At 66.0% G+C, this 26066-nt stretch carries 25 protein-coding genes and 1 tRNA gene; 15 read left to right on the forward strand and 11 right to left on the reverse strand.

Annotated elements, in window-relative coordinates:
- Window positions 1-194 precede the first annotated feature (194 nt).
- The 3 genes from QWJ37_RS15770 to QWJ37_RS15780 all read right to left on the reverse strand — a co-directional run bounded on the left by QWJ37_RS15770 (window position 195) and on the right by QWJ37_RS15780 (window position 3880).
- Window positions 195-761 (reverse strand): septum formation family protein, encoded by a 567-nt coding sequence (locus QWJ37_RS15770; protein ID WP_290245897.1) that lies wholly within the window; start codon window positions 759-761, stop codon window positions 195-197.
- Between the two features lie 84 nt (window positions 762-845).
- Entirely contained in the window at window positions 846-2738 is a 1893-nt protein-coding gene (locus QWJ37_RS15775; RefSeq protein WP_290245898.1) for a sugar-binding domain-containing protein, read from the reverse strand.
- Window positions 2739-2881: 143 nt separating this feature from the next.
- On the reverse strand, window positions 2882-3880 hold the full coding sequence (locus QWJ37_RS15780; protein ID WP_290245899.1) for a LacI family DNA-binding transcriptional regulator: 999 nt from the start codon (window positions 3878-3880) through the stop codon (window positions 2882-2884).
- A gap of 177 nt (window positions 3881-4057) precedes the next feature.
- Between QWJ37_RS15780 and QWJ37_RS15785 the strand changes: the two genes are divergently transcribed.
- From QWJ37_RS15785 to galK, 5 genes are read left to right on the forward strand one after another with little or no spacing between them, the layout of a single operon-like run.
- The gene (locus QWJ37_RS15785) at window positions 4058-5380 is read left to right on the forward strand and encodes an extracellular solute-binding protein (protein WP_290245901.1); all 1323 of its coding nucleotides are present in this window, start codon (window positions 4058-4060) and stop codon (window positions 5378-5380) included.
- A 10-nt stretch (window positions 5381-5390) separates the two neighbouring features.
- Complete coding sequence (locus QWJ37_RS15790; RefSeq protein WP_290245902.1) at window positions 5391-6344, forward strand: sugar ABC transporter permease; 954 nt, start codon at window positions 5391-5393, stop codon at window positions 6342-6344.
- A 1-nt stretch (window position 6345) separates the two neighbouring features.
- Window positions 6346-7308, forward strand: coding sequence for a carbohydrate ABC transporter permease (locus QWJ37_RS15795; protein WP_290245903.1), 963 nt, complete (start codon window positions 6346-6348; stop codon window positions 7306-7308).
- A 48-nt stretch (window positions 7309-7356) separates the two neighbouring features.
- Window positions 7357-8451, forward strand: a complete 1095-nt coding sequence (galT, locus tag QWJ37_RS15800) for a galactose-1-phosphate uridylyltransferase (RefSeq protein ID WP_227905242.1) — start codon at window positions 7357-7359, stop codon at window positions 8449-8451.
- Window positions 8448-9656, forward strand: coding sequence for a galactokinase (galK, locus tag QWJ37_RS15805; protein WP_290245904.1), 1209 nt, complete (start codon window positions 8448-8450; stop codon window positions 9654-9656). Before galT ends, galK begins: the two co-directional genes overlap by 4 nt.
- Before the next feature lie 12 nt (window positions 9657-9668).
- Here the strand turns inward: galK and QWJ37_RS15810 are convergent, their stop codons facing one another.
- The gene (locus QWJ37_RS15810; protein WP_227905076.1) at window positions 9669-10298 is read right to left on the reverse strand and encodes a hypothetical protein; all 630 of its coding nucleotides are present in this window, start codon (window positions 10296-10298) and stop codon (window positions 9669-9671) included.
- Window positions 10295-10783, reverse strand: a complete 489-nt coding sequence (locus QWJ37_RS15815) for a MarR family transcriptional regulator (protein WP_290245905.1) — start codon at window positions 10781-10783, stop codon at window positions 10295-10297. The genes QWJ37_RS15810 and QWJ37_RS15815 overlap by 4 nt, the downstream gene beginning before the upstream one ends.
- A gap of 203 nt (window positions 10784-10986) precedes the next feature.
- Here QWJ37_RS15815 and QWJ37_RS15820 point away from each other — a divergent pair, with 203 nt between their 5' ends.
- Window positions 10987-12798: an NAD(P)/FAD-dependent oxidoreductase gene (locus QWJ37_RS15820; protein ID WP_290245906.1), complete on the forward strand. Its 1812-nt coding sequence runs from the start codon at window positions 10987-10989 to the stop codon at window positions 12796-12798.
- Window positions 12799-13026: 228 nt separating this feature from the next.
- On the opposite strand, the gene QWJ37_RS15825 is transcribed toward QWJ37_RS15820, so the two are convergent.
- Window positions 13027-14076, reverse strand: coding sequence for an SMP-30/gluconolactonase/LRE family protein (locus QWJ37_RS15825; RefSeq protein WP_290245907.1), 1050 nt, complete (start codon window positions 14074-14076; stop codon window positions 13027-13029).
- 144 nt (window positions 14077-14220) lie between these two features.
- Window positions 14221-14308 (reverse strand) — tRNA-Ser (locus QWJ37_RS15830).
- 62 nt (window positions 14309-14370) lie between these two features.
- Between QWJ37_RS15830 and QWJ37_RS15835 the strand changes: the two genes are divergently transcribed.
- The 7 genes from QWJ37_RS15835 to QWJ37_RS15865 all read left to right on the forward strand — a co-directional run bounded on the left by QWJ37_RS15835 (window position 14371) and on the right by QWJ37_RS15865 (window position 20578).
- The gene (locus QWJ37_RS15835; RefSeq protein WP_290245908.1) at window positions 14371-15348 is read left to right on the forward strand and encodes an NAD(P)H-quinone oxidoreductase; all 978 of its coding nucleotides are present in this window, start codon (window positions 14371-14373) and stop codon (window positions 15346-15348) included.
- Between the two features lie 163 nt (window positions 15349-15511).
- A complete protein-coding gene (locus QWJ37_RS15840; protein WP_227905093.1) occupies window positions 15512-17824 on the forward strand; it encodes a carbon starvation CstA family protein in 2313 nt (770 codons plus the stop codon).
- The gene (locus tag QWJ37_RS15845; protein WP_227905095.1) at window positions 17821-18021 is read left to right on the forward strand and encodes a YbdD/YjiX family protein; all 201 of its coding nucleotides are present in this window, start codon (window positions 17821-17823) and stop codon (window positions 18019-18021) included. The genes QWJ37_RS15840 and QWJ37_RS15845 overlap by 4 nt, the downstream gene beginning before the upstream one ends.
- A gap of 131 nt (window positions 18022-18152) precedes the next feature.
- Window positions 18153-18410, forward strand: a complete 258-nt coding sequence (locus QWJ37_RS15850; protein WP_290245909.1) for a hypothetical protein — start codon at window positions 18153-18155, stop codon at window positions 18408-18410.
- Between the two features lie 44 nt (window positions 18411-18454).
- Entirely contained in the window at window positions 18455-19165 is a 711-nt protein-coding gene (locus QWJ37_RS15855; protein WP_269437556.1) for a bacterial proteasome activator family protein, read from the forward strand.
- A 10-nt stretch (window positions 19166-19175) separates the two neighbouring features.
- Window positions 19176-19637, forward strand: coding sequence for a hypothetical protein (locus QWJ37_RS15860; RefSeq protein WP_290245910.1), 462 nt, complete (start codon window positions 19176-19178; stop codon window positions 19635-19637).
- Between the two features lie 104 nt (window positions 19638-19741).
- A complete protein-coding gene (locus QWJ37_RS15865; RefSeq protein ID WP_227929397.1) occupies window positions 19742-20578 on the forward strand; it encodes an aldo/keto reductase in 837 nt (278 codons plus the stop codon).
- A 69-nt stretch (window positions 20579-20647) separates the two neighbouring features.
- On the opposite strand, the gene QWJ37_RS15870 is transcribed toward QWJ37_RS15865, so the two are convergent.
- From QWJ37_RS15870 to QWJ37_RS15885, 4 genes are read right to left on the reverse strand one after another with little or no spacing between them, the layout of a single operon-like run.
- The gene (locus tag QWJ37_RS15870; RefSeq protein WP_227905105.1) at window positions 20648-21037 is read right to left on the reverse strand and encodes a flagellar assembly protein FliW; all 390 of its coding nucleotides are present in this window, start codon (window positions 21035-21037) and stop codon (window positions 20648-20650) included.
- Window positions 21034-21924, reverse strand: a complete 891-nt coding sequence (gene flgL / locus QWJ37_RS15875) for a flagellar hook-associated protein FlgL (protein ID WP_227929398.1) — start codon at window positions 21922-21924, stop codon at window positions 21034-21036. The genes QWJ37_RS15870 and flgL overlap by 4 nt, the downstream gene beginning before the upstream one ends.
- Window positions 21925-21927: 3 nt before the next feature.
- Complete coding sequence (gene flgK, locus QWJ37_RS15880) at window positions 21928-23328, reverse strand: flagellar hook-associated protein FlgK (protein WP_227929399.1); 1401 nt, start codon at window positions 23326-23328, stop codon at window positions 21928-21930.
- Window positions 23329-23347: 19 nt separating this feature from the next.
- On the reverse strand, window positions 23348-23833 hold the full coding sequence (locus QWJ37_RS15885) for a flagellar protein FlgN (protein WP_227905111.1): 486 nt from the start codon (window positions 23831-23833) through the stop codon (window positions 23348-23350).
- Window positions 23834-24137: 304 nt separating this feature from the next.
- Between QWJ37_RS15885 and QWJ37_RS15890 the strand changes: the two genes are divergently transcribed.
- Together QWJ37_RS15890 and QWJ37_RS15895 are read left to right on the forward strand one after the other, a co-directional pair.
- A complete protein-coding gene (locus QWJ37_RS15890; protein ID WP_290245911.1) occupies window positions 24138-24980 on the forward strand; it encodes a sigma-70 family RNA polymerase sigma factor in 843 nt (280 codons plus the stop codon).
- Between the two features lie 155 nt (window positions 24981-25135).
- On the forward strand, window positions 25136-26062 hold the full coding sequence (locus QWJ37_RS15895) for a flagellin (RefSeq protein WP_290245912.1): 927 nt from the start codon (window positions 25136-25138) through the stop codon (window positions 26060-26062).
- Window positions 26063-26066: the final 4 nt, after the last annotated feature.

A 26066-nucleotide genomic window follows, 5' to 3' on the forward strand; every position in this document is an offset into this window, starting at 1 on the left:
GGTGTCCTGCAACGTTGCAGGGCACGGTGGCCAGCCGATACTGCCAGCCCCCCAGGATGACAGAAAGTGATTGCCAGCACAGTGTACTGGCTCCCGCCCCCACTTCCACTTCCGGAGTCCGAGTACGTCCCGGACAGTAAAAAAGCGCTGCCGTCCCCGCGGACGGCAGCGCTTTTGCGGGTGGCAGGATCGCCCTACCGGTCCGCGTCCCTGAAGGATTCGGAGGAGGGCTCACCCATCGGTCCCAGCACCGTGCAGACAATTTCCCTGTCGTCGGCGTACTGCCAGGATTCAAGGCTGGGCACAATGTAGGCCGCTTCCAGCTCCGAGCTTCCGAAGGCCTGGCCCACGTACCCTTCGAATTCGGCGGAGCAGAATTCCTGCGCCTCCGTGTCCACGGCGTCTTCGCCCGGGAACTCGCCGGCCGGCAGTGTGGTCAGCGCGTAGACCTCCTGCTCGTGCGGCTGGTCGCAGGGGAAGACGTCCACTTCGGTGAGTTGTGCCTGCTCCTCGTCCGCCGGCGGATTGGAGAAGCAGTCACCAAGGGCTAGCTCTGTCGCGTCCACGCTGCGGGCCGGAACCGGCGGCGCGGCCGGTTCAGAGGCCGACGCCGAGGCGGTCCGCCCGTCTGCCTCGGCGGACGGGGCGGGGGACGCGGATTCACGCTCCCCTTCGTCGGAACCGGCGCAGCCGCTGAGCAGGCCGGCGAGCAGGACAGAGAGGACCAGTCCGCGCAGGCGGAAGGTCTTCGGGGAATTCATCGGTGAGACTCCTTGGATGACGGTTGTCGCGGCCCACCCCCGTGGCGGCCGAAAACCATGCGTACAGCCTATGGCAGGTGTGCCTTAGTCAGTCCGCTCCTCGTAGGCGGCCGGCCGCTGCTGGATTTTGCGCAGCCGCTCGACGTCGAACTTCTGGCCCCGCTTGAAGTCATAAACGCCGTTCTTTTCCTGGAAGACGTCCGTCAGCTGCGTGTAGCAGTACCCGAACATGTTCGGGTCATCGAGCAGGACGTTGGTTAGGCCCTCGAACCGGGCATAGAACTCCTCCTCGGACCGGACACGGTCGCCGTACCCCCAGGAATCGGCCTGGTCGCTGCCGACGGCCTTGCGCTCCTGCTCCGCCTCGGCGGCTTCCTGCTCGTTCCACCAGATGCCGCCGTATTCGGACACGAAGAAGGGCTGGCCGGCGTACGGGACGGAGTACTCGGTCTGTCCGTGCGGCAGGCCGATCTCACCCAGCGTGGCGGGTCGGTTCAGGAACGGCCTTCCCTCGGCAAGGCCCTGCTGCTCGGTGCTGAAGGCCTCCGGATCCTGCTCGTAGGAGTGCGAGTCGTAAACGTCGGTCTCCAGCACGCGGTGCGAGTAGCCGGACGCGTCGATGACCGGGCGGGACGGGTCAGCCAGTTTGGTGGCAAGGAACATGGCGCGGGTGACGTCGTCGAGCACCGTAATGCGGTCATGCAGCACCTGGTGGGTCTCATTCAGCGGGCACCAGCCCACGATCGAGGGATGGTTGATGTCCCGCTGCACGGCTTCCAGCCACTGCGAGACAAATGAGGCATCCGGTTTCTGGTTGGCACCCATCGGGCCCTGGCCGGAGACGCCCCAGTCCCCGAACTCGCCCCAGACCAGGTAGCCGCGCATGTCCGCGTGGAAGAGGAACCGCTCTTCGAAGACCTTCTGGTGCAGCCGGGCGCCATTGAACCCGGCAGCGAGGGAAAGCTCAATGTCGTCAATCAGGGCCTGGTCCGAGGGCGCCGTCATCAGCGATTCCGGCCAGTAGCCCTGGTCCAGGACCAGCCGCTGGAACACCCGGCGGCCGTTGAGGCGGAAGGAGTTGCCGTCAATGCCAACCGACCGCAGCGCGGTGTAGCTGCTGATCCGGTCCACTTCGGTGTCTCCGGTGCGCAGGGAGATTTCCAGGCCGTAAAGCTGCGGATCGCCCACATCCCAGATCCGGACATCCTCAGCCGGAACCGTAAGCACCAGGGACGGAGCCAGGTCATAGGCAGTGCCCACGGATGCTTCCGCGACCGTGCGCCCGTTCATGTCGGTGAGGGTGGCCGTCAGCGTGCCGCCGGGCAGGTTGGCGCTGAGCGGTGCGGTGACCGAGAAGCTGCGGCCGGCCAGGTTCGGGGTGACCTGGATGCGGTTCACCGCCGTGCGGGGGACCCCTTCCAGCCAGACCGTCTGCCAGATTCCAGTGGTGCGGGTGTACTGGCAGTGCGTGTTGGCATACCAGGTGGCCTGCTTGCCCCGGGCCTGGACTTCGCCGTGCAGGTCACGGGCACGGACGGTGATTTCGACGTCGTCGCCCGGCGCCGCAATGCCGGAAAGATCCGCGTCGAAGGGGGTGAATCCGCCGCGGTGCCGGGCAACTTCGGTGCCGTTAGCCCACACCGTGGCGTCATAGTCCACGGCGCCGAAGTGCAGGACCGGACGCAGGCCGGCCCAGTCTGCCGGAACGGTGATGGTCCTGCGGTACCAGACGGCATCCATAAAATCGGTGTCGCCGATGCCCGAGAGCTCTGCCTCGGGGGCGAACGGCACGGTAATGGAGGCGTTGAGCGGGCGTTCCAGCAGGCCGCGGTCCAGTCCCGAGTCGCTGCGGTCAATTTCGAAGTCCCAGGTGCCGTTGAGGTTCACCCAGTTTTTCCGCACGAACTGCGGCCGGGGGTGTTCGGGGCGGGGGATATCCGTAGCGGTTACGGGCGGGTCAAACGCGGGGAGGGTCATGGAACATCCTTCGGGCGGCGTGAAAATTGTGATCCCAGTCAACCGCAGGGGCCGCAATATTGCAACGTTAGAATTTTTGCGTCTTTCTGCCCAGCAGACTCCGTCAGGACCGGCGCAGGCAGGGCGGGCTGAGGGGAGGCGAGTCAGGCCCGGACTGCCGGCGCGGAGGATTCGCGCTCCACCAGGCGGTGCGGAATGACCACCTCGCCGGCCAGCTCCCCGAGTACCGAATCCAGTGCGGCCTCGGCCAGGGCCGGAAGGTCCGGGGCCACCGACGTCAGTCCGGGGGAGGTGTAACTGACCTCGTCGATGTTGTCCCAGCCCACCAGTGCCAGATCGGAGGGAACCTGCCGGCCGAGGTCCCGGGCTGCTGCCAGGGCGCCGACGGCGAGCAGGTCATTGGCGCAGACAATGGCATCCACCCCGGGGGTGGCCAGGATCTGCTGTGCGAGGTCATAGCCGTCCTGGCGGAACCACGAGTTGGTGGCCGCCACCAAGGCTGCGTCGTACGGCAGTCCGGCAAACCGCAGAGCCGCCTTGTAACCTTCGAACCGCTGGCTTCCGGTGGAGATGCCTCCGGTGCTGTCCGCGCCCAGGAAGGCAATCCGGCGTCGTCCGCCCTCCACCAGGTGACGCACCAGGTCCACGCTGGAGGCGACATTGTCGATGGCTACGTGGGGCACATCGGTGCTGATGATGCGTTCGCCCAGCAGTACCAGTGGCGTGGGATCAGTACGTTTGGCGATGGCCTCGGCGGTCACGGCCGACGGCGAGAAGATCAGCCCGTCGAACAGGCGGCCGTGCCAGCCATGCAGGTAATGCTGTTCGATATCCACCGTGCCGCCGGAGATTTCAATGGAGATGGTGTAGCCGCGCTGCTTGGCCGCATGCTCGAGGGTCTGGGCCAGCACACCGAAGTAGGGATTGTGCAGATCAGGCACCACCAGGGCAATGGCCCGGGTGGAGCCCTGGCGCAGCTGGCGGCCGATGAGGTTGGGCGTGTAGCCCAGTTCCTCCACGGCCTGCAGGACGCGGGCGCGCGTTTCCGGGTGCACTACCGGGCGGTTGTTCATCACGTTGGAGACGGTCTTCCAGGACACCCCCGCACGCTCAGCGACTTCCTTGATCCCCACACGCTTCACTGGCCGGTTCCCTTCCCTTGTTGGACCCTGAGGTTCCGGGCCGGGTATTTCATTGCTTCGACACCAAGAGTAGACGGTTACCGATTGCTAACGTTAGAATCCACGTCATGTGGTTCAGCTCACCACAGAGTCTGTCCTCAATGATGAGCCAGCACCGACGGCCAGGAATGGAGCAGGATGAACACCAGATATCCGGACCGCAGGCAGTTCCTGCGGGGAGCGCTGGCCGCTGCCGTCACGGCAGCCGGCGTAGGTGCAGTGGCCGGTTGCGGCAGCCCGGGCGCGGGCAGCGGCAGCCGGACACCGGTGACCGTCTGGGATCCCTTCCAGGGATCCGACGGCGCCAACATGCGCGGCATCATCGCGGACATCCAGGAACGGACCGGGCTCAGCGTTGAGCCCACCACGCTTTCCTGGGGCTCGCCGTATTACACCAAGCTCGCCATGAGCTCGGCCTCCCAGCAGCCGCCGGACGCCGCCATCATGCACCTGTCACGGATGCCCGGCTACGCGCCCGGCGGCCTCCTGGAACCGTGGGACACGGACCTGCTGGCAGAGCTGGGCGTCAGCGAGAAGGACTTCGCGCCGGCAGTGTGGGAATCCTGCCAGTACGAGGGCAAGCTGTACTCGCTGCCGCTGGACACCCACCCCTTCATCTCCTTCTTCAACCAGGACCTGGCCGAGCGTGCCGGGGTACTGGCCAGCGACGGGACCATGGACATTTCCTCCCCGGAGCAGCTGCAGGAAGTAGGAGCCAAACTCGCGGAAGCCACCGGCGGATACGGGATCAGCTTTGGCTACCTGATGGACACCGCGCAGGCCTGGCGGCTGTTCTGGGGCCTGTACCGGCAGACCGGTGGCGAGTGGAGCCTCGAGCCGGGCGGGAAAGCCGGCCTGGACGAGGACAAAGCCGCACAGGTGATCGGATCCGTGGCGTCCTGGATGGACGGCAAGGCGCTGACGGACAACCTGGACTATGAGGGCGGCCTGGCGGCCTTCAATGGCGGACGGGTCGGGATGATCCTTTCGGGCGTCTGGGAAGTCGCCGGCCTCAGCGCCGCCGTCCCCAACCTCGGTGCCATGCCGATGCCCACCATGTTCGGGACCCCCGCCGCGTACGCCGATTCACACAGCTACGTGCTGCCGCGGCAGCGGTCCATGACGGCGGAACACCGCCGCTCGGTCTACGAATTCGTCACCTCGGTCATCCGGGACGGCGGACCGCAGTGGGGCACGGCAGGGCACATCCCCGCCTACCTCCCGGCGCAGGACACCGCCGAATACCGGGACCTGCGGCCGCAGTCCAACTACGCTGCCGCCGGTGCCAATGTGGTGTTTGACCCGCCCGCATGGTTCGCGGGGGCAGGCACCGACTTCCAGAACCAGATGTCCCAGGCCCTTGCCGATGCCTTCCGCGGACTGAAGAAACCAATGGACGCCGTCGGCGGCATGCTCTCCGCCATGGACCGTTTCCTCGCCGCCCCGAACCCGACTGCGTGAGGAACCAGCCATGACCACCACCACCAACAGTCCCGCCAGCACGCCCCGTCCGCCCGCCGCAGCCGGAACAAGCCTTGCGCCCCGGCGGCGCCCCGGTAAGCAGCCGGCCCCGTCCCGCACCGGATACTGGTTCCTGGCCCCGTATCTGTTCTTCTTCGCAGTCTTCCTCGTGTGGCCGATTATCTACGGCCTCTGGATGAGCCTTACCGACCGGTCCCTGGTCAACGACGAATCCTCGTTTGCCGGGTTAGCCAACTATTCGGAGGCCCTGACCGACCCGCAGATGTGGTCCAGCCTGGGCAACACCCTGTTCTTCACGGTCATTTCCTCGGTGCCGCTGATCCTGGTTTCCTTCGCCATGGCGTACCTCGTGTACACCGGGCTCAAGGGCCAGTGGCTGTGGCGGCTGACCTTCTTCGCGCCGTTCCTGCTGCCGGTCTCCGTGGTCACTGCCATCTGGGCCTTCCTCTTCACCAACGACTTCGGGCTCATCAACGGCCTGCTGGACCGTTTCGGCATCAGCCAGGTCGGCTGGCTCAGCGATGAGCAGGTGGCCATGTGGTCCATAGCCCTGGTGACCCTGTGGTGGACGGTGGGCTTCAACTTCCTGCTCTACCTGTCCGCCCTGCAGAACATCCCGGACCACCTCTATGAGGCGGCCCAGCTGGACGGGGCCGGCACCTGGCGGCGGCTGTTCTCCATCACGCTGCCCATGATGAAAAGCACCACCGGGCTGATTGTGCTGCTGCAGGCACTGGCCTCGCTGAAGGTCTTTGACCAGATCTTCCTGCTGACCGCCGGCGGGCCCAACGGCGCCACCCGCTCCATCCTGCAGTACATCTACGACGCCGGCTTCACCGGATACCGGCTCGGCTACGCCTCCGCGACCTCCTACATATTCTTCGCGCTGATTGTTCTGGTCTCCCTGGCCCAGATGTGGTTCGCGAAGCGGAAGGACTCCTGACATGGCTACGTCCACAACAGCGGCAACCGCCCCGGCCGGCTCCGGCCGGGAACCCGTGGGGTCCGACGTCGACGCCCGGACCCGCGCCCGGGCCCAGAAAAAGCGGGAAGCCGAACACCTGCGCACCCTGACCCTCGGCCCCGGCAGGAAAGGCCGGGTTGCGGCATACACCGTGGTGGCCGTCCTGGCTGCCCTCTGGGCACTGCCGATGGTCTGGGCTGTTCTCTCGTCCTTCAAATCCGAGGCCGATGTTTCGGCTGCACCGCTGCAGTTCTGGCCCGAGGGCGGGTGGACGGCGGACGCTTACCGCAACGTGCTGGCCGCCGGAGACATCCCCCTGTGGATCTGGAACTCTGTCCTGGTCTCCACCCTGGTCACGGTGATTACGGTAATCATCTCCGCTTTGGCCGCCTATGCCTTTTCCCGGCAGAAGTTCCGCGGCCGGCGCTGGCTGTTTGTGCTGACCATTGCCGCGCTGATGGTGCCGCCGCAGATCCTGATTGTTCCGCTGTTTGACCAGATGATTGCCCTGCGGCTTTCGGACACGCTCCTGGGCGTTGCCCTGCCGCAGGTGGTGATGCCGCTGATGGTGATTGTGATGAAGAACTTCTTCGACCAGATTCCGGTGGAACTGGAGGAAGCTGCCCGGTTGGACGGGGCGAGTGACTTCCGGGTGTTCTTCTCCGTGGTGCTGCCGCTCTCCCGGTCAATCCTCACGGCGGTCTCGATCTTTGTGTTCATCAGTGCCTGGAACAACTTCCTGTGGCCGTTCATCGTGACCAATTCCCCGGAGATCATGACGATCCCCGTGGGGCTGGGTACGGTGAAGAATGCCTATGGTGTGCAGTACGCATCCGAAATGGCGAGCGCCATGATCGGTGCGCTGCCGCTGCTGATCGTCTTTATGCTCTTCCAGCGGCACATCATCCGCGGATTCGCGACATCCGGCATGGGAGGCCAGTAAGTGTCCAGCACGTCCCCGGCAGCGCGGCAGGAAAATGCCGCACTGCCCATCGTCCACCGCCGCCATCAGCTGGCGGACGGCCGCGAATCGCTGTTCTTCACGGACCGCGGCGGCCGGCCGGTGGACAAGGTCTCCGATGCCCGTCCGCTCGATCCCCGCTCCGGCAACGGCGAGGTCCGCTTCGACCGGCTGACCGGTGAATGGGTGGCCGTGGCTGCCCACCGGCAGTCCCGGACCTACCTGCCGCCCGCGGACCAGTGCCCGCTCTGCCCGTCCACGGACACCCGGGCCTCCGAAATCCCGGCCGGGGACTTCGACGTCGTTGTGTTTGAAAACCGTTTTCCGTCCCTGGGCCCGGCCCTGGGCGAACTGCCGGCCGACGACGACGGCGCCCGGTTGTGGGGCACCCCCGAGCCCGCGTTCGGGCGCTGCGAAGTGGTGGTGTTCACCCCCGAGCACAACGCCTCCTTCGGGCAGCTGCCCTATGAACGTGCACGGACCGTGGTGGAGGCCTGGGCGCAGCGCACCGGGGAGCTCTCCGCACTGCCCGGCATCCGGCATGTGTTCCCGTTCGAGAACCGCGGCCAGGACATCGGCGTCACCCTGCACCACCCGCACGGACAGATCTATGCCTACCCGTACGCCGCCCCGTATGCGGCGCGGCTGGCCGAACGTTCCCGCCGGCACCTGGCCGACCACGGGCAGCCGCTCATGGGCGAGCTGCTCCGCGCCGAAACCGAGGCAGGGGACCGGATGGTGCTGCAGGGCGAGCATTTCTCCGCCTATGTCCCCTATGCCGCCCGCTGGCCGCTGGAAGTCCATCTGGTGCCGCACCGCCAGGTGCCGGACCTCGCTGCACTGTCCGGCGCCGAACGCGACGAGCTCGCCGGTATGTACCTGGACCTGCTGCAGCGCGTGGACGGACTGTATGACACTCCCACCCCCTACATTGCGGCGTGGCACCAGACTCCCGTCACCGCTGCGGACCGGGAGGCCGGGTGGCTGCACCTGCAGCTGACCAGTCCGCGCCGGGCCGCGGACAAACTGAAGTTCCTGGCCGGTTCCGAAGCCGCCATGGGGGCCTTTATCAATGACACCACCGCGGAACAGACCGCCGCGAAACTCCGGGAGGTCCGCGCATGAGCGCCGCCGTCAACGCCGAACCGCTGCAGGACCGCGCGGAAAGCCTGTCCCGGCGTTTTGCCGAGGTTTACGGCCAGGAGCCCGACGGCGTGTGGCGAGCACCGGGGCGGGTGAACCTGATCGGGGAGCACACGGACTACAACAACGGATTTGTGCTGCCCTTCGCGATCGACCGCAGTGCCCTCGTCGCCGTGCGGCTACGCCGGCCGGACCAGGATCCGGAGGACGAGACCGACGTCGTCCGGCTCGCCTCCACCTATGGGCAGAAGGGCCGGGGGCTCTCACACGCCCGGTTCCGGACCGGCGGCCTGGTACCGGGCGCCGCGGAGGGCTGGGGCGGCTATCCGGCGGGAGTGGTCTATGCACTGCAGCAACGTGCCGGGGTTTCCGTACCCGGCTTTGACCTGCTGCTGGATTCCACGGTCCCGGTGGGCGCCGGGCTCTCTTCCTCGCACGCCGTGGAGGTGGCGGTGATCGTGGCGCTGAATGACCTGCTGGGCCTGGGCCTGGACCGGCCCGGGATGGCCCGCCTGACCCAGTATGCCGAGAACGAGTTTGTCGGCGCCCCCACCGGGATCATGGACCAGTCGGCCTCACTGATGGGACAGGACGGCGGTGCCCTGTTCCTGGACTGCCGCTCCCTGGACGCCGAAAACGTGCCGCTTCCGCTGGCTGACCACGGGCTGGAGGTGCTGGTGATGGACACCCGGGTGGCGCACAGCCATGCCGACGGCGGCTACAGCGCCCGCCGGTCCGCCTGCGAACGCGGCGCGGCAGCCCTCGGCGCGGACTCGCTGCGGGATGTGCCGGCCGATGCGGACCTCTCCGGACTGGATGCGGAGGTTCAGCGCCGGGTGCGCCACGTGCTGGGCGAGAACCAGCGGGTACTGGCCGTGGTCGAGGAACTGCGCCGCGGAAACGTGGACGGCATCGGCGAGTTGCTGGTTGCCTCCCACGCCTCACTGCGGGATGACTTCGAGGTTTCCTGCCCGGAGCTGGACCTGGCTGTGGACGCAGCGCTCGCGGCCGGTGCGTTGGGTGCACGGATGACCGGCGGCGGCTTCGGCGGCTCGGCCATAGCCCTGATCCGGGCTGAGGCCGAGGACGAGGTCCGGGCGGCCGTGCTTGCAGCCTTCGAGGACAAAGGTTGGAAGGAACCGGCACTGTTTACCGTCCTGCCCGCCGCCGGCGCCGGGCGGCTCTAAGCTGCCTCGGGGTTACCCGGGCCCGAAGGGAATGACGGCCCGGCCGTCCCGGGGAGCTGCGTCGCCCTCCTCGACCGGTGACTGCACAGCGTAGGAGATGGTTGCGCTGTCGCGTCCCCACTGCACGGAAAATGCCCCGGTGCCGAACGGATCGTAACCGTCATCTGTCAGCACGGTGTCCCGGAGGACGTAAACGGGTCCGTGCTGCTGTTCATATACGACATGCGTCCCGAGCAGCAAGAAACTCCGGTTGTTGATTAGCAGTGTATGTTCCCCCGCCGGGGCCGACACTTTTTCATAGCCTGGCCCTGAACTCAGGAGGGCAATGAATCCGTACCCGGCCAGCAGTGCCAACGCGAGGCAACTGGCGGCTGTGCCGAGGATGCCGGCGGACCATCGCCACACCCCGTGGCGGACCAGGCCGCTGAACCAGGGAACCATCGCGACCGACGATCCGAGCAGGAACCCCCAAGCTCCGGCCAGGGCAACCAGCCGCAGCTGGCCGGACCCGATTCCTCCGCCCAGATAGATCAAGGTCCCGGCGTCACGGAAGCGGCCAAGCAGGTAAGCCAAGGCCACCAGCCCGGCCGCTTGGACCAGCCGGCTGATGCCTGCGATCAGCGCCGGCGGGACGGTCATCATCTTGGTGAGTCCGTCCCGCGGTTCACCTCGGCGTCAACGGCACGCATGCCCTGTTCCAGCGCGCGAAGGTCTTCCAGGGCGAGCCTGGCCAGAATGTCGAAGTTCAGCTCCGGACGTCCCGAGACGAGCCTGCGGACCACGCTGCGGCCCAGCTCCGTGGCCTTCACCCGGCGCACCCGTGCGTCCCTGGGATCCTCCGAACGCACCGCTACGCCCTGCGCGACGAGGCGGTCGATCAGCCCGGACATGGAGGCCATCGAGACGCCAAAGGACTCCGATAATCCCCGCCCGGTGGCCCCTTCCTCGGACGTGACCAGGATGGTGAGCACCTTCAGCTGGCGCACCGTCAGGTCCGTGGAAAGCAGCGGGTCGAGAAAGGTGGGTACGGATGAGGACTGCAGTGAATCGGCGAGGTCTTCGAGGTCGCGCAGGATTCGCTCGCGTTCCTGCTGCTCGTTGCTTGTGCCGCCGCTTCCGTCGCTCATGAGTTCACCGTAGCCGCAGCACCGGAGTCAGCAAACACTCAGCCAATTTAGTTAGGGTGAGGCTAACCGTTTAGGCGGTGAACGTAATACCGGCGTTCCCGGTTGGCGTAGGGGGAGCAAGCTGCATTCCCGCGCGCCCCGGCGTCGTTCGTCTTCCTTGCTCCGCTGTGCTTCCAGGGCGCGCAAGCGACGTAAGGAAACAAATGAGCTATCAAACGCCCGCAAATGAACGGGACCTGTCGGACGGCCTGGACGTTGAGGCCCTCCGGGCCAAATACAAGGCAGAACGGGACCGACGCATCCGCCCGGACGGAGCCTCCCAGTACCAGCCGGCCAAGGGGAAATTCGGCTACTACGCCACGGACCCCTACACTCCCCGCACGGAGCGGGAACCGCTGAGCGACTCGGTGGAGGTACTGGTGATCGGCGGCGGCTTCGGCGGGCTTATGACCGGAGCGCGCCTGCGGCAGGCCGGCGTCGAAAACATCCGGATGATGGACGAGGCCGGAGACTTCGGCGGGACCTGGTACTGGAACCGCTACCCCGGCATCCGCTGCGACATTGAGTCCTACGTCTACATGCCGCTGCTTGAGGAAGTCGGCTACATCCCCAGCGAACGCTACGCTCCGGGGGAAGAGATCCGCCGGCATGCCGTGGCCATTGCGGAGCGCTTCGACCTGTACCGCGACACCGTCTTCCACACCCGGGTGACGGGGCTGGTATGGGACGAGGCGGCACTGGAATGGATTGTTTCCACCGACCGCGGCGATTCCATGCGGGCCCGTTTTGTGATCACGTCCTCCGGAACGCTCACGCAGCCGAAGCTCCCGGGCATTCCGGGCATCGATTCCTTTAAGGGCCACACCTTCCACACCAGCCGCTGGGATTACGGCTACACCGGCGGAGACCAGTTCGGTAACCTCACCGGGCTGGCGGACAAAAAGGTGGCGGTGGTTGGCACCGGTGCCACGGGCATCCAGGTGGTCCCCATGGTGGCGCGCGACGCCGAGCAGCTGGTGGTCTTCCAGCGCACACCGTCCTCGGTGGACATCCGGAACAACCGGCCCACCGATCCCGCCTGGGCCGCTTCCCTGCAGCCGGGCTGGCAAAAGGAACGGATGGAGAACTTCCTGGCCGTGGTGTCCGGGGAACCGGTGGAGGAGGACCTGACCCGGGACGGCTGGACCTCGGTTCCGCAGCTGCACCGCAAAATGATCAGCGGCGCCGTCGACACGTCCGTTTCCGCTGAAGAACGCGAACGGCTCGACGAGCTTGTTGATTTCCGGAAAATGAACGCCATCCGCGCCCGTGTGGATGAGGAAGTCTCCGATCCAGAGACGGCCGAAAAGCTCAAGCCCTGGTACCGCTACATGTGCAAGCGGCCGGCCTTCAGCGACTACTACCTGGAGACCTTCAACCGCCCCAACGTGACCCTGGTGGACACCGCGGACTTCGGCGGGATCAGCCGCATCACGGAGAACACGGTCGTGGTGGGCGAGGAGGAATACGAGGTGGACTGCATCATCTTCGCCACCGGCTTTGAGGTGGGCGTCTCAGGTGTCACTTCCGGCGCCATGCCGGTGACCGGACGCGGCGGGCAGACCCTGCTGGAAGCCTGGGGGCGCGGACCGCGGACCCTGCACGGCTTCTACACGCACGGCTTCCCGAACCTGTTCCACCTCGGATCGCTGCAGAACGCCAACTCAGTGAACTTCGTCCACATCCTGATGGAACAGGCGAACCATATTGCCGCCGTCATCGGCAAGACACGCGAGGTGGGTGCCCGGTACATCGAACCGACGGCCGAAGCCGAAGCGGCCTGGGGGGAAACCATCCAGCGCACTGCGGCGGACAACCGGAAGTTCGCCGCGGAGTGCACACCGGGCTACTACAACCGCGAGGGTAACCCGCCGCCCGTCAGCTTCTCCTTCAGCCCGGGGCCGGTGGTGTTCCACCGGATGCTGGAGCAGTGGCGCGGGGAGTTCATCGAGGATGTGCTCGTGACTGAGGTGTAGCGCCTCTTTGTCCTGGTCCGTGTGCGGGGCCTGGCAGCCTTGGCCCCGCCTGCTCGGCCCCGCCTGCGGGGCCTGGCTCCGGCGGCAACGAAATTCCAGAGCTCGCAGAGCTCGCTTGGAATATTAAAGCCGCCTCCGCCAGGCCCCTACGGCGGTACGTCACCGGGGCAGGCAACAAAACAGGCCCCGCCAGCGCGTCCTAGGTTGCCGCCTTTAGTTGGGTGGAGGTTAGCCGCCGTTTGATTGGCGGATGCCGGTGGAGAGGGCGTCGAATTCATAGATGAAACCGCCGTCCGGGCCGCTGGCCGTCAGGTAGGCCTCGGTGGTGCCGGGTTTGATGGCGATGTTGGTGGCCGAGGTGAGGCCGTCGGCGTCGTCGGTGGGGACGGTGACCGTGGAGAGCAGTTCGCCCTCGGGGCTGTAGACAAAGATGCGGGGCTGACCGTGGACGGCCTGGTACACGTTGCCGTCGGCGTCCACGGCGTTGGAATCCGTCTGGCTCGTGCCGCCGTCGAAGTGCATGCCGGGGTGGGACGTGGCGACCTCGGTTTTGTCCTCATTCAGCACCAGGTAGTCGATCCGGTTGTCCATGTACTGGCTGACCCACAGGGCCTTGAAATCCTCGCTGAAGGAGATGCCGTTCGGAGCGGCAAGGTTCTCCGCCAGGACGGTGGCCTCCGCGGTGTCCTTGTCGATCCGCACCACGCGGCCCTGTGCTTCCCACGCCGGATCGGCGTAGCCGGTGGAGTCGCTGACGAAGAGGTTGCCCTCCTCGTCGAACGCGAGGTCGTCCGGGCGCATGGGGACACCGTCAACGTCGCCGGTGAAGAAGGTCCTGTGGTCCTTACCGTCGGCGGTGATGCTGTCGATCTTTCCGCCGGCAAAGTCCGTCAGGTAGATCCGGCCGTCCTTCGGGCTGAACTGCGCTGAGGTGTAGGCGCCGTTGCCTTCGGTGTACACCGGGGAAACTGACTCCTCTTCCACATCCACCCGCATCACCTTCGCGGCGCCGGCCGGGGCGGTGACATCAACAACGAACAGGCCGCCGTCGGGACCGAACGTCGGGCCCTCGATGAGGGTCATTCCGGTTTCGGGATGGACGGAGCTGACCTGGACCACGCGCTCAGCGGTGCGCTCCTCTACCCCGTGCATGCCGATGCCCGACGCCGGCTGATCATGATCGTTGCCGGCGGCGCATCCGGTGAGTGCAAGGGTCAGGGTGAGGGCGGCCAGGCCAGCCGGCTTCCTCCATGAGATGGGCTGGAGATGGTGGGACATACTGCGGCTCCGACGTGGTGGGGGACTGCGGACTCAATTACTTAGGACCAGCCTAAGTTATTTAGTCCGTGCCCTGCCGCCCGGAACGGAGCCCTTAAACACCGGAAGCGGCCCCGTGACGGGACCGCTTCCAGTGTGTCTGTGCGGAAGGTAAGGGATTCGAACCCTTGGTACGGGGTTACCGCACACTGGTTTTCAAGACCAGCTCCATCGGCCGCTCGGACAACCTTCCTCACTATGTAGTCTGGCAGAAGGGATGAAATCACCAAAATTCCCCAAAGCAGGAAGGACAGCATGAAAGCCATTGTTATTGGAACACCCGGCGGCCCCGAGGCCCTGGAAGTGCAGGATGTCCCGGCGCCCGAAGCCGGTCCCGGGGAAGTGCTGATTGATGTCATTGCCGCCGGCATCAACCGTGCAGACGTGCTGCAGCGCCAGGGGCACTACCCGGTCCCGGCGGGAACCTCCGAATATCCCGGCCTGGAAGTCTCCGGCCGGATCGCCGCACTGGGGGAGGGCGTGGAGGGACTGGCCGTGGGCACCGAGGTGGCCGCCCTGCTGACCGGCGGCGGCTACGCCGAACAGGTGGCCGTCCCCGCCGTCCAGGTCCTGCCCCTGCCGGACGGCATCGACGCGGTCACCGCAGCCTCGCTGCCGGAAACCGCCGCAACCGTCTTCTCCAACCTCTTTATGGCCGCCGCCGTACAGGAAGGGGACTACGTCCTCATCCACGGTGCCTCCGGCGGGATCGGCACCATGGCCATCCAGATGGTTGCCGCGTTCGGCGCCGTCCCGATCGTCACCGCAGGATCCGCTGACAAGCTGGAGCTGGCCGAGTCGCTGGGCGCGAAGGTGCTGATCAATTACAAGGAACAGGACTTTGTTGAAGCGGTCCGGGAAGCGACGGACGGCCACGGAGCCGACGTCATCCTGGACGTGGTGGGCGCCAAATACCTGCAACGGAACCTGGACGCGCTCGCCGTCGCCGGACGCCTGGTCATTATCGGCCTGCAGGGCGGGGCGAAGGCCGAACTGAACCTGAACCAGCTGATGGCCAAGCGGGCCGCCGTCATCGGCACCACCCTGCGCGGACGCCCCGTGGAGGAAAAGGGCGCCATCATGTCTGCCGTGGGCCAGTACGTCTGGCCGCTGCTCGCCTCCGGCGCCATCCGCCCGCTGGTGGACCGCACCTTCCCGCTGGCTGAGGCAGCCGCTGCCCACGAGTACTTCGACTCCGGACAACACACCGGCAAGATCCTGCTGACCGTCTAGCGGAAGGACAACGACGGCGGCCGCCCACCCGGTGCGGCCGCCGTCGCGCTTTAACGTGATGTAACACACCCCCGTGGTAGTAATCTCTAGGTGCAGGGCCACTCCCTGCCTATCGGTATGACTGTCAACGCAGACAACGCCACCGCACACAAAGGGATTCATCATGAGCGAGAAACATCGGCGCCGGGCCGAAACCCCGGACACGCCAGGCCCCACCGGCCGGCCGGACGGCGACGTCCTGGAACAGGACCCGGCACTGCCGCCGGTGGCCGTGGATCCGGAAGTCCTCGACGCCGAGGACCGCCGCTGGACCCCGGCAAAAATTGCCATCTGGGCGGGCATCGCCCTGCTGGGCGGCCTGAGCTGGACCATGCTCGCCGTAGTCCGCGGCGAAACCGTGAACGCCATCTGGTTTGTCTTCGCCGCGGTCTGTACCTACCTGATCGGCTACCGCTTCTACTCCAAGCTCATCGAAGCGAAGCTGCTCAAGCCCAATGACCGCCGCGCCACCCCCGCCGAATACAAGGCGGACGGCAAGGACTACGCCGCCACGGACCGCCGGGTTCTTTACGGCCACCACTTCGCCGCCATCGCCGGCGCCGGACCGCTGGTCGGGCCGGTCCTGGCCGCGCAGATGGGCTACCTGCCCGGCACCATCTGGATCATCGTCGGCGTGGTGCTGGCAGGCGCGGTGCAGGACTACCTGGTGATGTTCTTCTCCATGCGGCGCGGCGGGCGTTCCCTGGGCCAGATGGCACGGGACGAACTCGGACTCATCGGCGGCACCGCCGCCCTGATCGCCACCCTGGTCATCATGATCATCATCGTGGCAATCCTTGCCCTGGTGGTGGTGAACGCCCTCGCCGAAAGCCCGTGGGGCGTCTTCTCCGTCAGCATGACCATCCCCATCGCCCTGTTCATGGGCGTGTACCTGCGCTACCTGCGTCCGGGCAAGGTCACCGAGGTCTCCATTATCGGCTTCGTCCTGCTGCTGGCCGCCATTATTGCCGGCGGCTGGGTTGCCGATACTCCGCTGGGCGACGCCCTGACCCTGGAACCGACCACCATTGCCTGGGGCATCATCATCTACGGCTTCATCGCCGCCGTCCTGCCGGTCTGGCTGCTGCTGGCCCCGCGCGACTACCTCTCCACCTTTATGAAGGTGGGCACCATCGTGATGCTGGCCGTGGCCATCATCATCGTCCGCCCGGAGATCAACGTTCCGGCGGTCAGCGAGTTCGCCAGCCGGGACGACGGGCCGGTGGTCGCCGGACCGCTCTTCCCGTTCCTCTTCGTCACCATCGCGTGCGGTGCGCTCTCCGGCTTCCACGCGCTCATCTCCTCCGGCACCACTCCGAAGATGCTGCAGAAGGAACGCCAGACCCGCTTTATCGGCTACGGCGGCATGCTGATGGAGTCCTTCGTGGCCATCATGGCGCTGGTGGCGGCCATCTCCATTGACCGCGGCATCTACTTCGCCATGAACTCGTCCGCCGGCGCCACCGGCGGCACGGTGGAAGGCGCCGTCGCCTTCGTAAACAGCCTGGGCCTGGCCGGAGTGAACCTCACCCCGGACATGCTCTCCTCCCTGGCATCCGACGTGGGCGAGGAATCCATTGTGTCGCGCACCGGCGGCGCGCCCACCCTCGCCGTCGGCCTCGCCACAATCATGCAGAGCCTGATCGGCGGACCCGGCATGATGGCCTTCTGGTACCACTTCGCCATCATGTTCGAGGCCCTGTTCATCCTCACCGCAGTGGACGCCGGCACCCGGGTGGCCCGTTTTATGCTGCAGGACACCATCGGCAACGTGGCCCCGAAGTTCAAGGACATGGCCTGGCGTCCCGGAGCCTGGATATGTACGGCCATCATGGTCGCCGGATGGGGATCGATCCTGATCATGGGGGTCACGGACCCGCTGGGCGGCATCAATACGCTGTTCCCGCTCTTCGGCATCGCCAACCAGCTCCTGGCCGCCATTGCACTGGCCATCTGCATGGCCATCATCGCCAAGAACAATGCGTTCAAGTGGCTGTGGATCGTGGCATTGCCGCTGGCGTTCGCTGCGGTGGTGACCATCACGGCGTCGTTCTACAAGATCTTCTCGCCGGTGCCGAGCGTTGGCTACTGGGCCAACCACGAGGCGTTCCAGCAGGCGCTGGCCGACGGCAAGACCAGCTTCGGTACGGCCAAGACGGTGGAGGCCATGGAGGCAGTGGTGCGCAATACGCTCATCCAGACCACGCTTTCGGTGGTGTTTGTGACCCTGGCGATCATTGTCATCATCACGGCCATCATCGCCACCATCCGGTCCTTCCGCTCCGGCGGCGCCCCGAGCGCCGAGGACCCGGCAGTTCCGTCCCGCACCTTCGCACCGGCAGGTTTCCTGGCCACGCCGGCGGAGAAGGAGATCATGGCTCAGTGGGATGCGCTGCCGGAGGAGAGCCGGCCCGGGAAACGGGCGGCACACTCATGAGTGCCGCAGTCGCCGTCCGGCAGGGCCTGGCCGGATTTGTGCGCTTCTTCCGGGACGTGATGGGGGAGGACGCCTACCGCAAGTACGCGGACTTCCACGCTGCCTCCGGCTGCTCGTCGCCGTTGATGAGCGAGCGGGAGTTCTGGCGGGACAAGATGGACCGGCAGGACGCCAACCCCGAGGGGCGCTGCTGCTGACGGCCGCATAGCCGGCCCATTCCGACGGCGGTGCCGCGGCTTTTTCAGAAGCTGCGGCACCGCCGTCGTCCGTCTGCGTCCCTTTGTTGCGTCCCCTTGAGTGCACGCACGGATGCTGGTTGGGTGGAGGAATGCGAAAAGACGATGATCTGCAGGCACTGCCGGAGCACCTCCGCGAGGACATCAGCGCAGCCTCGGCCCCCGAGGTGCAGGACGACGACGAGCACCTGGAACAGGACATCAACCTGCCGGCCGGGGAGAAGGTCTCCGGCCCCGAGTTCGACAGCCGGCGTTACACCGCCGGCCAGCTGAACGCCGGAGCCCAGGTGGCGGGGCTGAGCCCGGACGGCGAATACGCAAAAAGCCGCGAAGAAGAGCTGGAAAGCTGACCGCCCCGGCGGCAACGGCCACCAACCGTGAGAGCATTAAGCCCATGACTGAACAGAACGGATCCTCCGACCGGCCGCAGGCCGCGGACGCTCCTGTCGGGCAGAAGTCACATGAGACTCCGGACGGCGGCGGAACGGAGACTGGCGCTGCGACCGATTCCGGCGCGGCAACGGACGGGAACCGCGCTGCGGACACGGCACACGCGGACACGGCACAGGCTGACGGGCAGGACGGGCACCCCAAACACAAAAACGGCCCGGCCAAGCTGAACGAGCTGGTGGATGAACCCGCGAAGGTCATGCGGATCGGCACCATGATCAAGCAGCTGCTCGAGGAAGTGCGCAACGCGCCCCTGGACGATGCCGCCCGCAACCGGCTGGCGGAAATCCATGCCCGCTCCGTGAGCGAACTCGAAGACGGGCTGGCACCGGAGCTGGTGAACGAGCTGCACCGCATCAACCTGCCGTTCCTGGACGATGCCACCCCCACCGACGCCGAATTGCGGATTGCCCAGGCCCAGCTGGTCGGCTGGCTGGAGGGGCTGTTCCGCGGCATCCAGACAGCCATCGCCGCCCAGCAGACCGCCAACCAGCTAAACGCCGGCCGCCTGCAGCTGCGCCAGCTGCCGCCCGGGACCATGCTGGCCCCGGGAGTTGTTATTGGAGATGACGGGGAACCGCACCGCGCGCAGGGACCCCAGGGAACGGGCAGCCCGCGGCAGGAACCCCACGCGGGCCCCGGTCAGTACCTGTAGTAGGACGTAAATGGCACTTTTTGCAGCCGCCCGGCAGGGGCGGAAGGACGATGTTGAACTCGGCAAGGGCGTGTGGCGCCGTGCCCACGACCGGTTCACCCGCGGGCTGGACCGCTATTACCAGATGCTCGAAGGCGTGGAGGATGACGCCGTCTACAACGGTCTGGTGACGGTGGCCAATGACCTGGCGGCCCTGCTGCCGCGCGTGCGTGAGGTGTGCGCCAGCGCCCAGCGGCAGCTGCCCAGCACCGGGCAGAACATTCCCGGTGCCCTGACGGCCGTGCACCGGGCACTCTCGCGCAGCGGCAACTCGCTGGCCGCCGCGGCGGAAGCCGCAGCCATGTCCCGGCTGGAAGGTGAGCGCTGGGGGTTTGCCTCGGCCGGGCTGGAAAACGTGCGCCGCCGGGCTGCCCTGGTGGAGGAGGACGTAGCCGAGGCCGAGCGTGCGCTGAAGGCTGCCGGACTGCAGTAGAAGATTCCGGAAATAACCGCCGGAAACGGGAATACGTTAAGCCGGCTTTTCGCGGTGAGCATATCCGCTTTGTATCCCGGGGAGCGCGGGATAAGGATGTGGGAATGACTACATCACCGGTTCTGACTTTCAATGACGGCAATACCATCCCCCAGCTTGGCTACGGCGTCTGGCAGGTTGAGGACGAGGTTGCCGAAAAGGTAGTGGGACAGGCCTTCGAGGTTGGCTACCGCCACATCGACACGGCCAAGATCTACGGCAACGAGGCCGGCGTCGGCCGCGCCATTGCCGCCACTTCGGTTCCCCGCGAGGACATGTTCATCACCACCAAGGTGTGGAACGCAGACCAGGGCTACGAAGAGACCCTGAAGGCCTTCGACGCCTCCATGGAGCGCCTGGGCCTGGAAACCCTGGACCTGTACCTGATCCACTGGCTGCAGCCGAAGCAGAACAAGTACGTGGACACCTGGAAGGCCCTGGTGGAACTGCAGAAGCAGGGCCGGGTCAAGTCCATCGGCGTCTGCAACTTCACCAAGGAAGCCCTGCAGGAAATCATCGACGCCACCGGCGTGGTCCCGGTCCTGAACCAGGTGGAAACCCACCCGTACCTGAACCAGGCGGACCTGCGCGCCTTCGAGGCCGAGCACAACATCCTGCACGAGTCCTGGTCCCCGCTGGGCTCCGGCAAGGGCCTGCTCGAGGATCCCAAGCTGGTGGAGATCGCCGCGAAGTACGACGGCGCCACCCCGGCCCAGGTGGTCATCGCCTGGCACCTGGCCCTGGGCAGCATCGTGATCCCCAAGTCCGTGACCGAATCCCGGATCCGGGAAAACTGGGAAGCGCTGAACCTCAAGCTCAGCGATGAGGACATTGAGGCCATCAACGCGCTGGATAACGGCACCCGCTACGGTGCGGATCCGGCCACGGCCGACTTCGCCTAATAGCTGCGAAACACTAAAGGCGCACACCCCGCGGGGTGTGCGCCTTTTGGCGTTAAGCGACCGCTGTGCCTAAGCTGCGACCGGCTCGAGCGGAGCGCGGACGGGCCAGTCCTGGCCTTCCAGGATCACCTGGGCGCAGCTGCCGGTGTGGACGTTGAGCACAATCGGTGCCAGCAGGTTCACGGTGGTGCCATCCAGTGCCGGGTTGGCGACCACCAGCACCGCGGCGTCCTCGGAGGTGTTCAGGTCCAGCTGGCGGCGCTGGTCGTCAGTGATTTCCGGGTGGTAGTCCGGCAGGTACACGGAAGCATCCAGCACATAGAGGCGGTGGCTGCCACCGGATGCCGAAGCGGCGGTGAGCGCGAACAGCCCCGCGGCGCCGTCGATCTCTTCCAGCTCGAAATGCACTTCCGGTGCCAGTCCGGGAGGCGGCGTCAGGAACGTCAGGCCCGTGCTCATCGCAGGAAGTCCATCAGGGTCGGCTGCAGCGCCCGTGCGGTGACGGCCAGGGCCGACTGGTAGGCGACTTCCTGCAGTTTCATGTCCAGAATGACCTTGGCGGTATCCAGGTCCTCGATGCCGGAGCGGCGGGTTTCCAGGCTGATGGACTGGTCCGCCAGGGTGTCCTTGGCCTTGAGCGTGGCTGCGTGCCGCACACCCAGGGCCGAGTGTTCCCGCAGCACGGTGTCGGCGGCCGCGTCGATCTTGGTGAGATACCCGGTGGAATCCTTGTTCGCCTTCAGATCCGAGACCAGGTCATCCACGAGCCGGAAGACGGAATTCTCGTCCTTGCCAAAGACTGCTTCACCATCGGTATCAACGCGCATGAGCGTACTGCTGTCCAATCGGCGCGTAGTGGGGGTGCCGCTTCCGCTGTAGTCGTAGGTGCCTGCGGGATTTTCGGTGAAGGCCTTGCCGGTGTCCGAGGTGCCGGCAAAGACGGTGCGGCCCAGGTAGGTGGTGTTGGCCTCGCGCAGCAGGTCCGTTTTCAGGCCCTCCAGCTCGGTGGCAATGGCCTGCCGGTCCGTGGGGGACATGGTGCCGGTGCTGGCGCTGAGCGCCAGGTCCTTGACCCGCCCGAGGATCTTGTTGGTGTTGGCCAGGGCGCCGTCGGTCACGCTGAGCCAGCCCTCGGCGTCGCTCACGTTGGCGGCGTGCTGGGTGTTGGCCCGGATTTCGGCCCGGACCTTCATCGCATTGGCGGTGCCGGTGGGATCGTCGGAGGGACGGGCAATGGCGGAGGAGGAGGTGACCTGCTCCTGCAGCTTGGCCATCCGGGACATGCTGGCCTGCAGGTTCTGCTGGGCCGTCCGGGCCATGGTCTGGTTGGTGGTGCGGCTGATCACGGGTTACCTTCCCACAATTCCGGTGCGGTTGATGAGGGTGTCAAGCATTTCGTCAATGGCGCTCATAACGCGCGAGGCGCCCTGATACGCGTGCTGGTACATCAGCAGGTTCACGTTTTCCTCGTCCAGATCCACCGAGGCGTTGGACAGCTGCAGGTCCACGGCGGAGGAGGACGCCACGCCGGCCAGGGTGGCCTGCTGCAGCTCCGCCCGGCTCTGGGACGCGGTGGCGGTGACAAAACCGCTCCACACCTTGTCCGCGGAACCGGCCTTGGACCCGAGCTGGGAGATCGCCTCGGCCAGGCTGCCGTCCAGGGCACCGGCATTCGGGTAGCCGGCGGCGATGCCGGAGGCATCCGTCGGGATCGCCTTCAGCGTGGTGGCTGCCGGATTGCCGACGGCGAAGAAGTTCAGGCCGGTGGTCCCGGCCGTGGTGGCGCCCTGGCGGTGCAGATCGTTGACGGAGGCAGCCAGCGTGGCGGCTACCTCGTTGTAGGACGCTGCGGCCTTCGCGAACACACCGCCGCTGTCGGCGGAAGCCAGCAGGGAAACGGCGCCGGCTATTTCGCCCTTGCTGATTCCTGCCGTTCCGGGCCGGTCGGTCCAGCCCACGGCGGTTTCCCGGGCGTCCTCCATGGAGGTGCCGCCGGTGACCTGCAGGGTCCGGGCGTTGGTGCCGGAGACCAGGGCGTTGCCGTCAATGAGCACATCCACCATGCCGTCCGCGGATTCCCGGACCGTGGCGCCGCTCAGGGCAGAGATGGTGGTGGCGAGGGCATTGCGCTGGTCCACCAGCTCGTTTGCGGAGGCGCCGGAGGCGAGCGTGGACCGGATGGTGCCGTTGAGGGCGGCCAGCTGTGCGGCGCTGGCGTTGAGCTCGCCCACCATGTCATTGAGCGAGCCGCGGGTGCTGTTCCACTGGTCCTTGACGGTGTTGTAGCCGTTGGCAATCTGTCCGGCGGCGGCGCCTGCCGCGTTCAGCAGCACGGCAGCGGCGGCGTTGTCGCCGGGGCTGTTTTTGATGCCCTGCCACGCGGCGGAGAAGTTCTGCAGCGCTGCGGACAGCCCGTTTTCGCCTGGCTCGTTGAAGCTGTCCTCCAGATCGATCAGCGCATTGGCGCGGACCGCGGAGTAGCCGGCCACGGCTGCGGTGCTGCGCACCCGGGTGTCCAGCTGCAGGCTGCCGAGGCGGGCGATGGAATCCACGGACACGCCCTGGCCCACGCCGGTGCCGGAGGCGAACCGGCCGGTCGGTGCCACCGAGGGGGCGGCGGAGGTGTTCAGGCGCTGGCGGGTGTAGCCGGCCACGTTGGCGTTCGCCACGTTCTGGCCCACTACATCCAGGCCCTTGCGGGCGGCCGAAAGGCCTGTGTAGGCCGTGTTAAGGCCGCTGAAGGTGCTCATTGCTTAGGAGTCCTTAACGTCAGATGTTCTGGTCAACCAGCCGTGCGGCTGACGTAGGAGCGGCCGAGGTGCCGGACGCCGTGTAGGTATTGGCTTCGGGATTCAGTCCGGCCAGGGTTTCCTGCGCCGAGCGCGCGGCGGTGCGCAGGAACTGCTCATTGATGTCCCGCAGTTCGCGGATCTTCACTGTCAGTTCCGTCATGGCCTGCAGATGGGCGCCAAAGATTTCGGTCCACGGTCCGGGAGGTGCAGCGGCGACCAGCTCGCGCAGGGTCGCGTCTTCTGCGGTACCCCATTCCGCGGCGAGACCGGCTACGGCGACGGCGCGGCCCAGATCGGCCGCGCGCAGGCGCTCAAGGACCTGCTCCACTTCGCGGGTGGCATGCGTCAGCCACTTGGTTTTCCCGGAGGTAAGCAGCAATTGTTCTTCTTCGAGCTTGAACACAAGAAGTTCCAATAACTCGCGTTCCTCCCAGAGAAGCGCCGAGAGTTTCTGGGTACCCATGCTTAGCTCACCTCCTAGGTTGTGCACTGAATATCAATAAGCAGAACTAAGACGTCTGCTTCCAGGCCCCAACCTGCGGCAAAAGTCTTCGGTTTGGCGGACATCTGGCTATTTGTCCGCCACAAAACACTATCGGCCGGTTCCCTCTCAATGTTAGTGGTATGTTTCAGCTAAAGCGCTTGAGCGTGGATACCGCAGGGGACTCAGCCACTGACCACGAAGCCGGCGCACAACTGGAGACAGTTGGGCAACTGGAAAAAAACAGTTGGGTCATTTGGGGAACAAGGGCTTGGGGGTCCAAAAATTGAATCGCGCCGAACGCAATGCCCTTGTGGTGGAAAACCTGCCGCTGGTTGGCTATCTAGTATCCGAAGTCTGCGCCAAGGCCACGCACCTCTCGCGTGATGACCTGGCGTCCGCCGGGTCCATAGCCCTGATTACGTCGGCGGATTCCTTCGACCCGACTCTGGGCGTGCCGTTCGGTGCTTACGCCCGCCGCCGCATCGTTGGCGCGTTCGCTGACGAAATGCGCTCCAGCGACTGGGCCACCCGCTCCGCCCGGCGCCGGATCAAGGAAACCCTCGCAGTTAAAGAGACGCTGACCGCTGCCCTGGGCCGCACCCCGAATGTGGATGAGATTGCCTCCGCGCTGGGCGTGGACCGCACGGTGGCTGAAGATGCCCTGTCTGATGCGTCCCGCACCGTGTCCAGCCTGGATGAGTCCGTCTCGGACTTCCTGGTGACGGACCTGCCCACCCCGGAAGGGTCCCTGCTGGCCTCGGAACGGTTGAAGTACCTGACTGCAGCTGTTGCCGCCCTGCCGGGGAAGATGCGGTACATCGTGGAGGAAATCTACTTCCATGACCGCACTGTGAAGGACCTGGCCGAAGAGCTGGGCAGCACCCATTCGGCCGTCTCCCAGCAGCGGGCCGAAGCCGTCCGCCTGCTCCGCGACGGACTGGGTACGCATTACTCGGACGAAGGCGCAGCCCCGCAGATCTCGTCCCGGATTGCCCCGGCCCGGCGCAACGCCTACCTCACCTCGGTGGGGGACCGCACAGCCGGCGGAATCACCCGCCATCATCTGGCGCCGGCCATGCCTGCCGCTCCGGCACTGCCTCCGCTGTTCAATCCGGCCGCGTCCTAGGAATTCCGCCTGCGTCTTCAGGCGAAGAAGTCGTTGAAAAAAGGCGCAAAAAACTTTTCCCGAATTCCTAACGCCCGTTGGTGCTCCGCCGATAGCTATGGTTGCAGGCCCACGGAAGGGCCTGTTAGTACGGCCCACTCACGGAGGAATACATCATGGGTTTCACAATTAACACCAACACCTCGTCGCTCAACGCGATGCGTAACCTCAACCTGAACCAGACGGCTCAGGCCAAGTCGGTGGAGCGCCTCTCCAGCGGTATGCGCATCAACCGTGCGGCTGACGACGCTGCCGGCCTGGCTATCTCCGAAGGCCTGAAGAACCAGGTTTCCGGCCTTCAGGTTGCCGGCCGCAACGCGCAGGACGGCATCAGCCTCATCCAGACCGCTGAAGGTGCCCTGACCGAGGTCCACAACATCCTCAACCGTGTTCGGGACCTGACCGTCCAGGGTGCGAACGACACCAACAACACGGACTCCCGTGTTGCGATCCAGAAGGAAATCACCGCACTCGGTGACGAGCTCGGCCGTATTGCCAACAGCACCAACTTCAACGGCATCCAGCTGCTGGACAACACCCACGGCTTGGCCGCCGGTGGAGACGCAGCGACTCACAAGGCTGCGCTGAAGATCCAGGTCGGCGCTGACGGTGGTGCCGCAAGCACCGCCAACAACGAAATCACGATCAACCTTGCCAACGTTGCCACCATCGCCACGGCGGTTAAGGGCATCAACATCACCAACGCTGCGCCGGGTGCTGACGGCGCCGCAGGTGCTGCGCTGACTGCACCCGCGAGCCAGGCCGCGGCTTCCGCTGCCATCGAGACTCTGGATGATCAGATCAAGAGCGTCTCCACGGCCCGCGCCGATCTCGGTGCACAGCAGAACCGCCTGGAATCCACCTCGCGCTCCATCGCGGTGTCCGTGGAGAACCTCTCCTCGGCCAACTCCCGCATCCGCGACACGGACATGGCACAGGAAATGGGCAACTTCACCAAGTCCCAGATCCTGTCCCAGGCAGCCACCGCAATGCTGGCCCAGGCCAACCAGATGAACTCCGGCGTTATGTCGCTCCTGCAGTAGTAGC

Origin of the sequence: Arthrobacter sp. YD2, assembly GCF_030410475.1 — a bacterium.
In the GTDB taxonomy this organism is placed as follows: Bacteria; Actinomycetota; Actinomycetes; order Actinomycetales; family Micrococcaceae; genus Arthrobacter_B; species Arthrobacter_B zhangbolii.

Coding starts and splice junctions, on each gene's coding strand:
- QWJ37_RS15775 (WP_290245898.1), bottom strand. CDS start 2,738: ATGACCCTCCCCGCGTTTGACCCGCCCGTAACCGCTACGGATATCCCC.
- QWJ37_RS15790 (WP_290245902.1), top strand. CDS start 5,391: ATGACCACCACCACCAACAGTCCCGCCAGCACGCCCCGTCCGCCCGCC.
- QWJ37_RS15770 (WP_290245897.1), bottom strand. CDS start 761: ATGAATTCCCCGAAGACCTTCCGCCTGCGCGGACTGGTCCTCTCTGTC.
- galK (WP_290245904.1), top strand. CDS start 8,448: ATGAGCGCCGCCGTCAACGCCGAACCGCTGCAGGACCGCGCGGAAAGC.
- QWJ37_RS15885 (WP_227905111.1), bottom strand. CDS start 23,833: ATGGGTACCCAGAAACTCTCGGCGCTTCTCTGGGAGGAACGCGAGTTA.
- QWJ37_RS15815 (WP_290245905.1), bottom strand. CDS start 10,783: ATGAGCGACGGAAGCGGCGGCACAAGCAACGAGCAGCAGGAACGCGAG.
- QWJ37_RS15850 (WP_290245909.1), top strand. CDS start 18,153: ATGCGAAAAGACGATGATCTGCAGGCACTGCCGGAGCACCTCCGCGAG.
- QWJ37_RS15865 (WP_227929397.1), top strand. CDS start 19,742: ATGACTACATCACCGGTTCTGACTTTCAATGACGGCAATACCATCCCC.
- QWJ37_RS15820 (WP_290245906.1), top strand. CDS start 10,987: ATGAGCTATCAAACGCCCGCAAATGAACGGGACCTGTCGGACGGCCTG.
- QWJ37_RS15795 (WP_290245903.1), top strand. CDS start 6,346: ATGGCTACGTCCACAACAGCGGCAACCGCCCCGGCCGGCTCCGGCCGG.
- QWJ37_RS15785 (WP_290245901.1), top strand. CDS start 4,058: ATGAACACCAGATATCCGGACCGCAGGCAGTTCCTGCGGGGAGCGCTG.
- QWJ37_RS15860 (WP_290245910.1), top strand. CDS start 19,176: ATGGCACTTTTTGCAGCCGCCCGGCAGGGGCGGAAGGACGATGTTGAA.
- QWJ37_RS15845 (WP_227905095.1), top strand. CDS start 17,821: ATGAGTGCCGCAGTCGCCGTCCGGCAGGGCCTGGCCGGATTTGTGCGC.
- QWJ37_RS15840 (WP_227905093.1), top strand. CDS start 15,512: ATGAGCGAGAAACATCGGCGCCGGGCCGAAACCCCGGACACGCCAGGC.
- flgK (WP_227929399.1), bottom strand. CDS start 23,328: ATGAGCACCTTCAGCGGCCTTAACACGGCCTACACAGGCCTTTCGGCC.
- QWJ37_RS15870 (WP_227905105.1), bottom strand. CDS start 21,037: ATGAGCACGGGCCTGACGTTCCTGACGCCGCCTCCCGGACTGGCACCG.
- QWJ37_RS15835 (WP_290245908.1), top strand. CDS start 14,371: ATGAAAGCCATTGTTATTGGAACACCCGGCGGCCCCGAGGCCCTGGAA.
- QWJ37_RS15825 (WP_290245907.1), bottom strand. CDS start 14,076: ATGTCCCACCATCTCCAGCCCATCTCATGGAGGAAGCCGGCTGGCCTG.
- QWJ37_RS15895 (WP_290245912.1), top strand. CDS start 25,136: ATGGGTTTCACAATTAACACCAACACCTCGTCGCTCAACGCGATGCGT.
- QWJ37_RS15810 (WP_227905076.1), bottom strand. CDS start 10,298: ATGATGACCGTCCCGCCGGCGCTGATCGCAGGCATCAGCCGGCTGGTC.
- QWJ37_RS15855 (WP_269437556.1), top strand. CDS start 18,455: ATGACTGAACAGAACGGATCCTCCGACCGGCCGCAGGCCGCGGACGCT.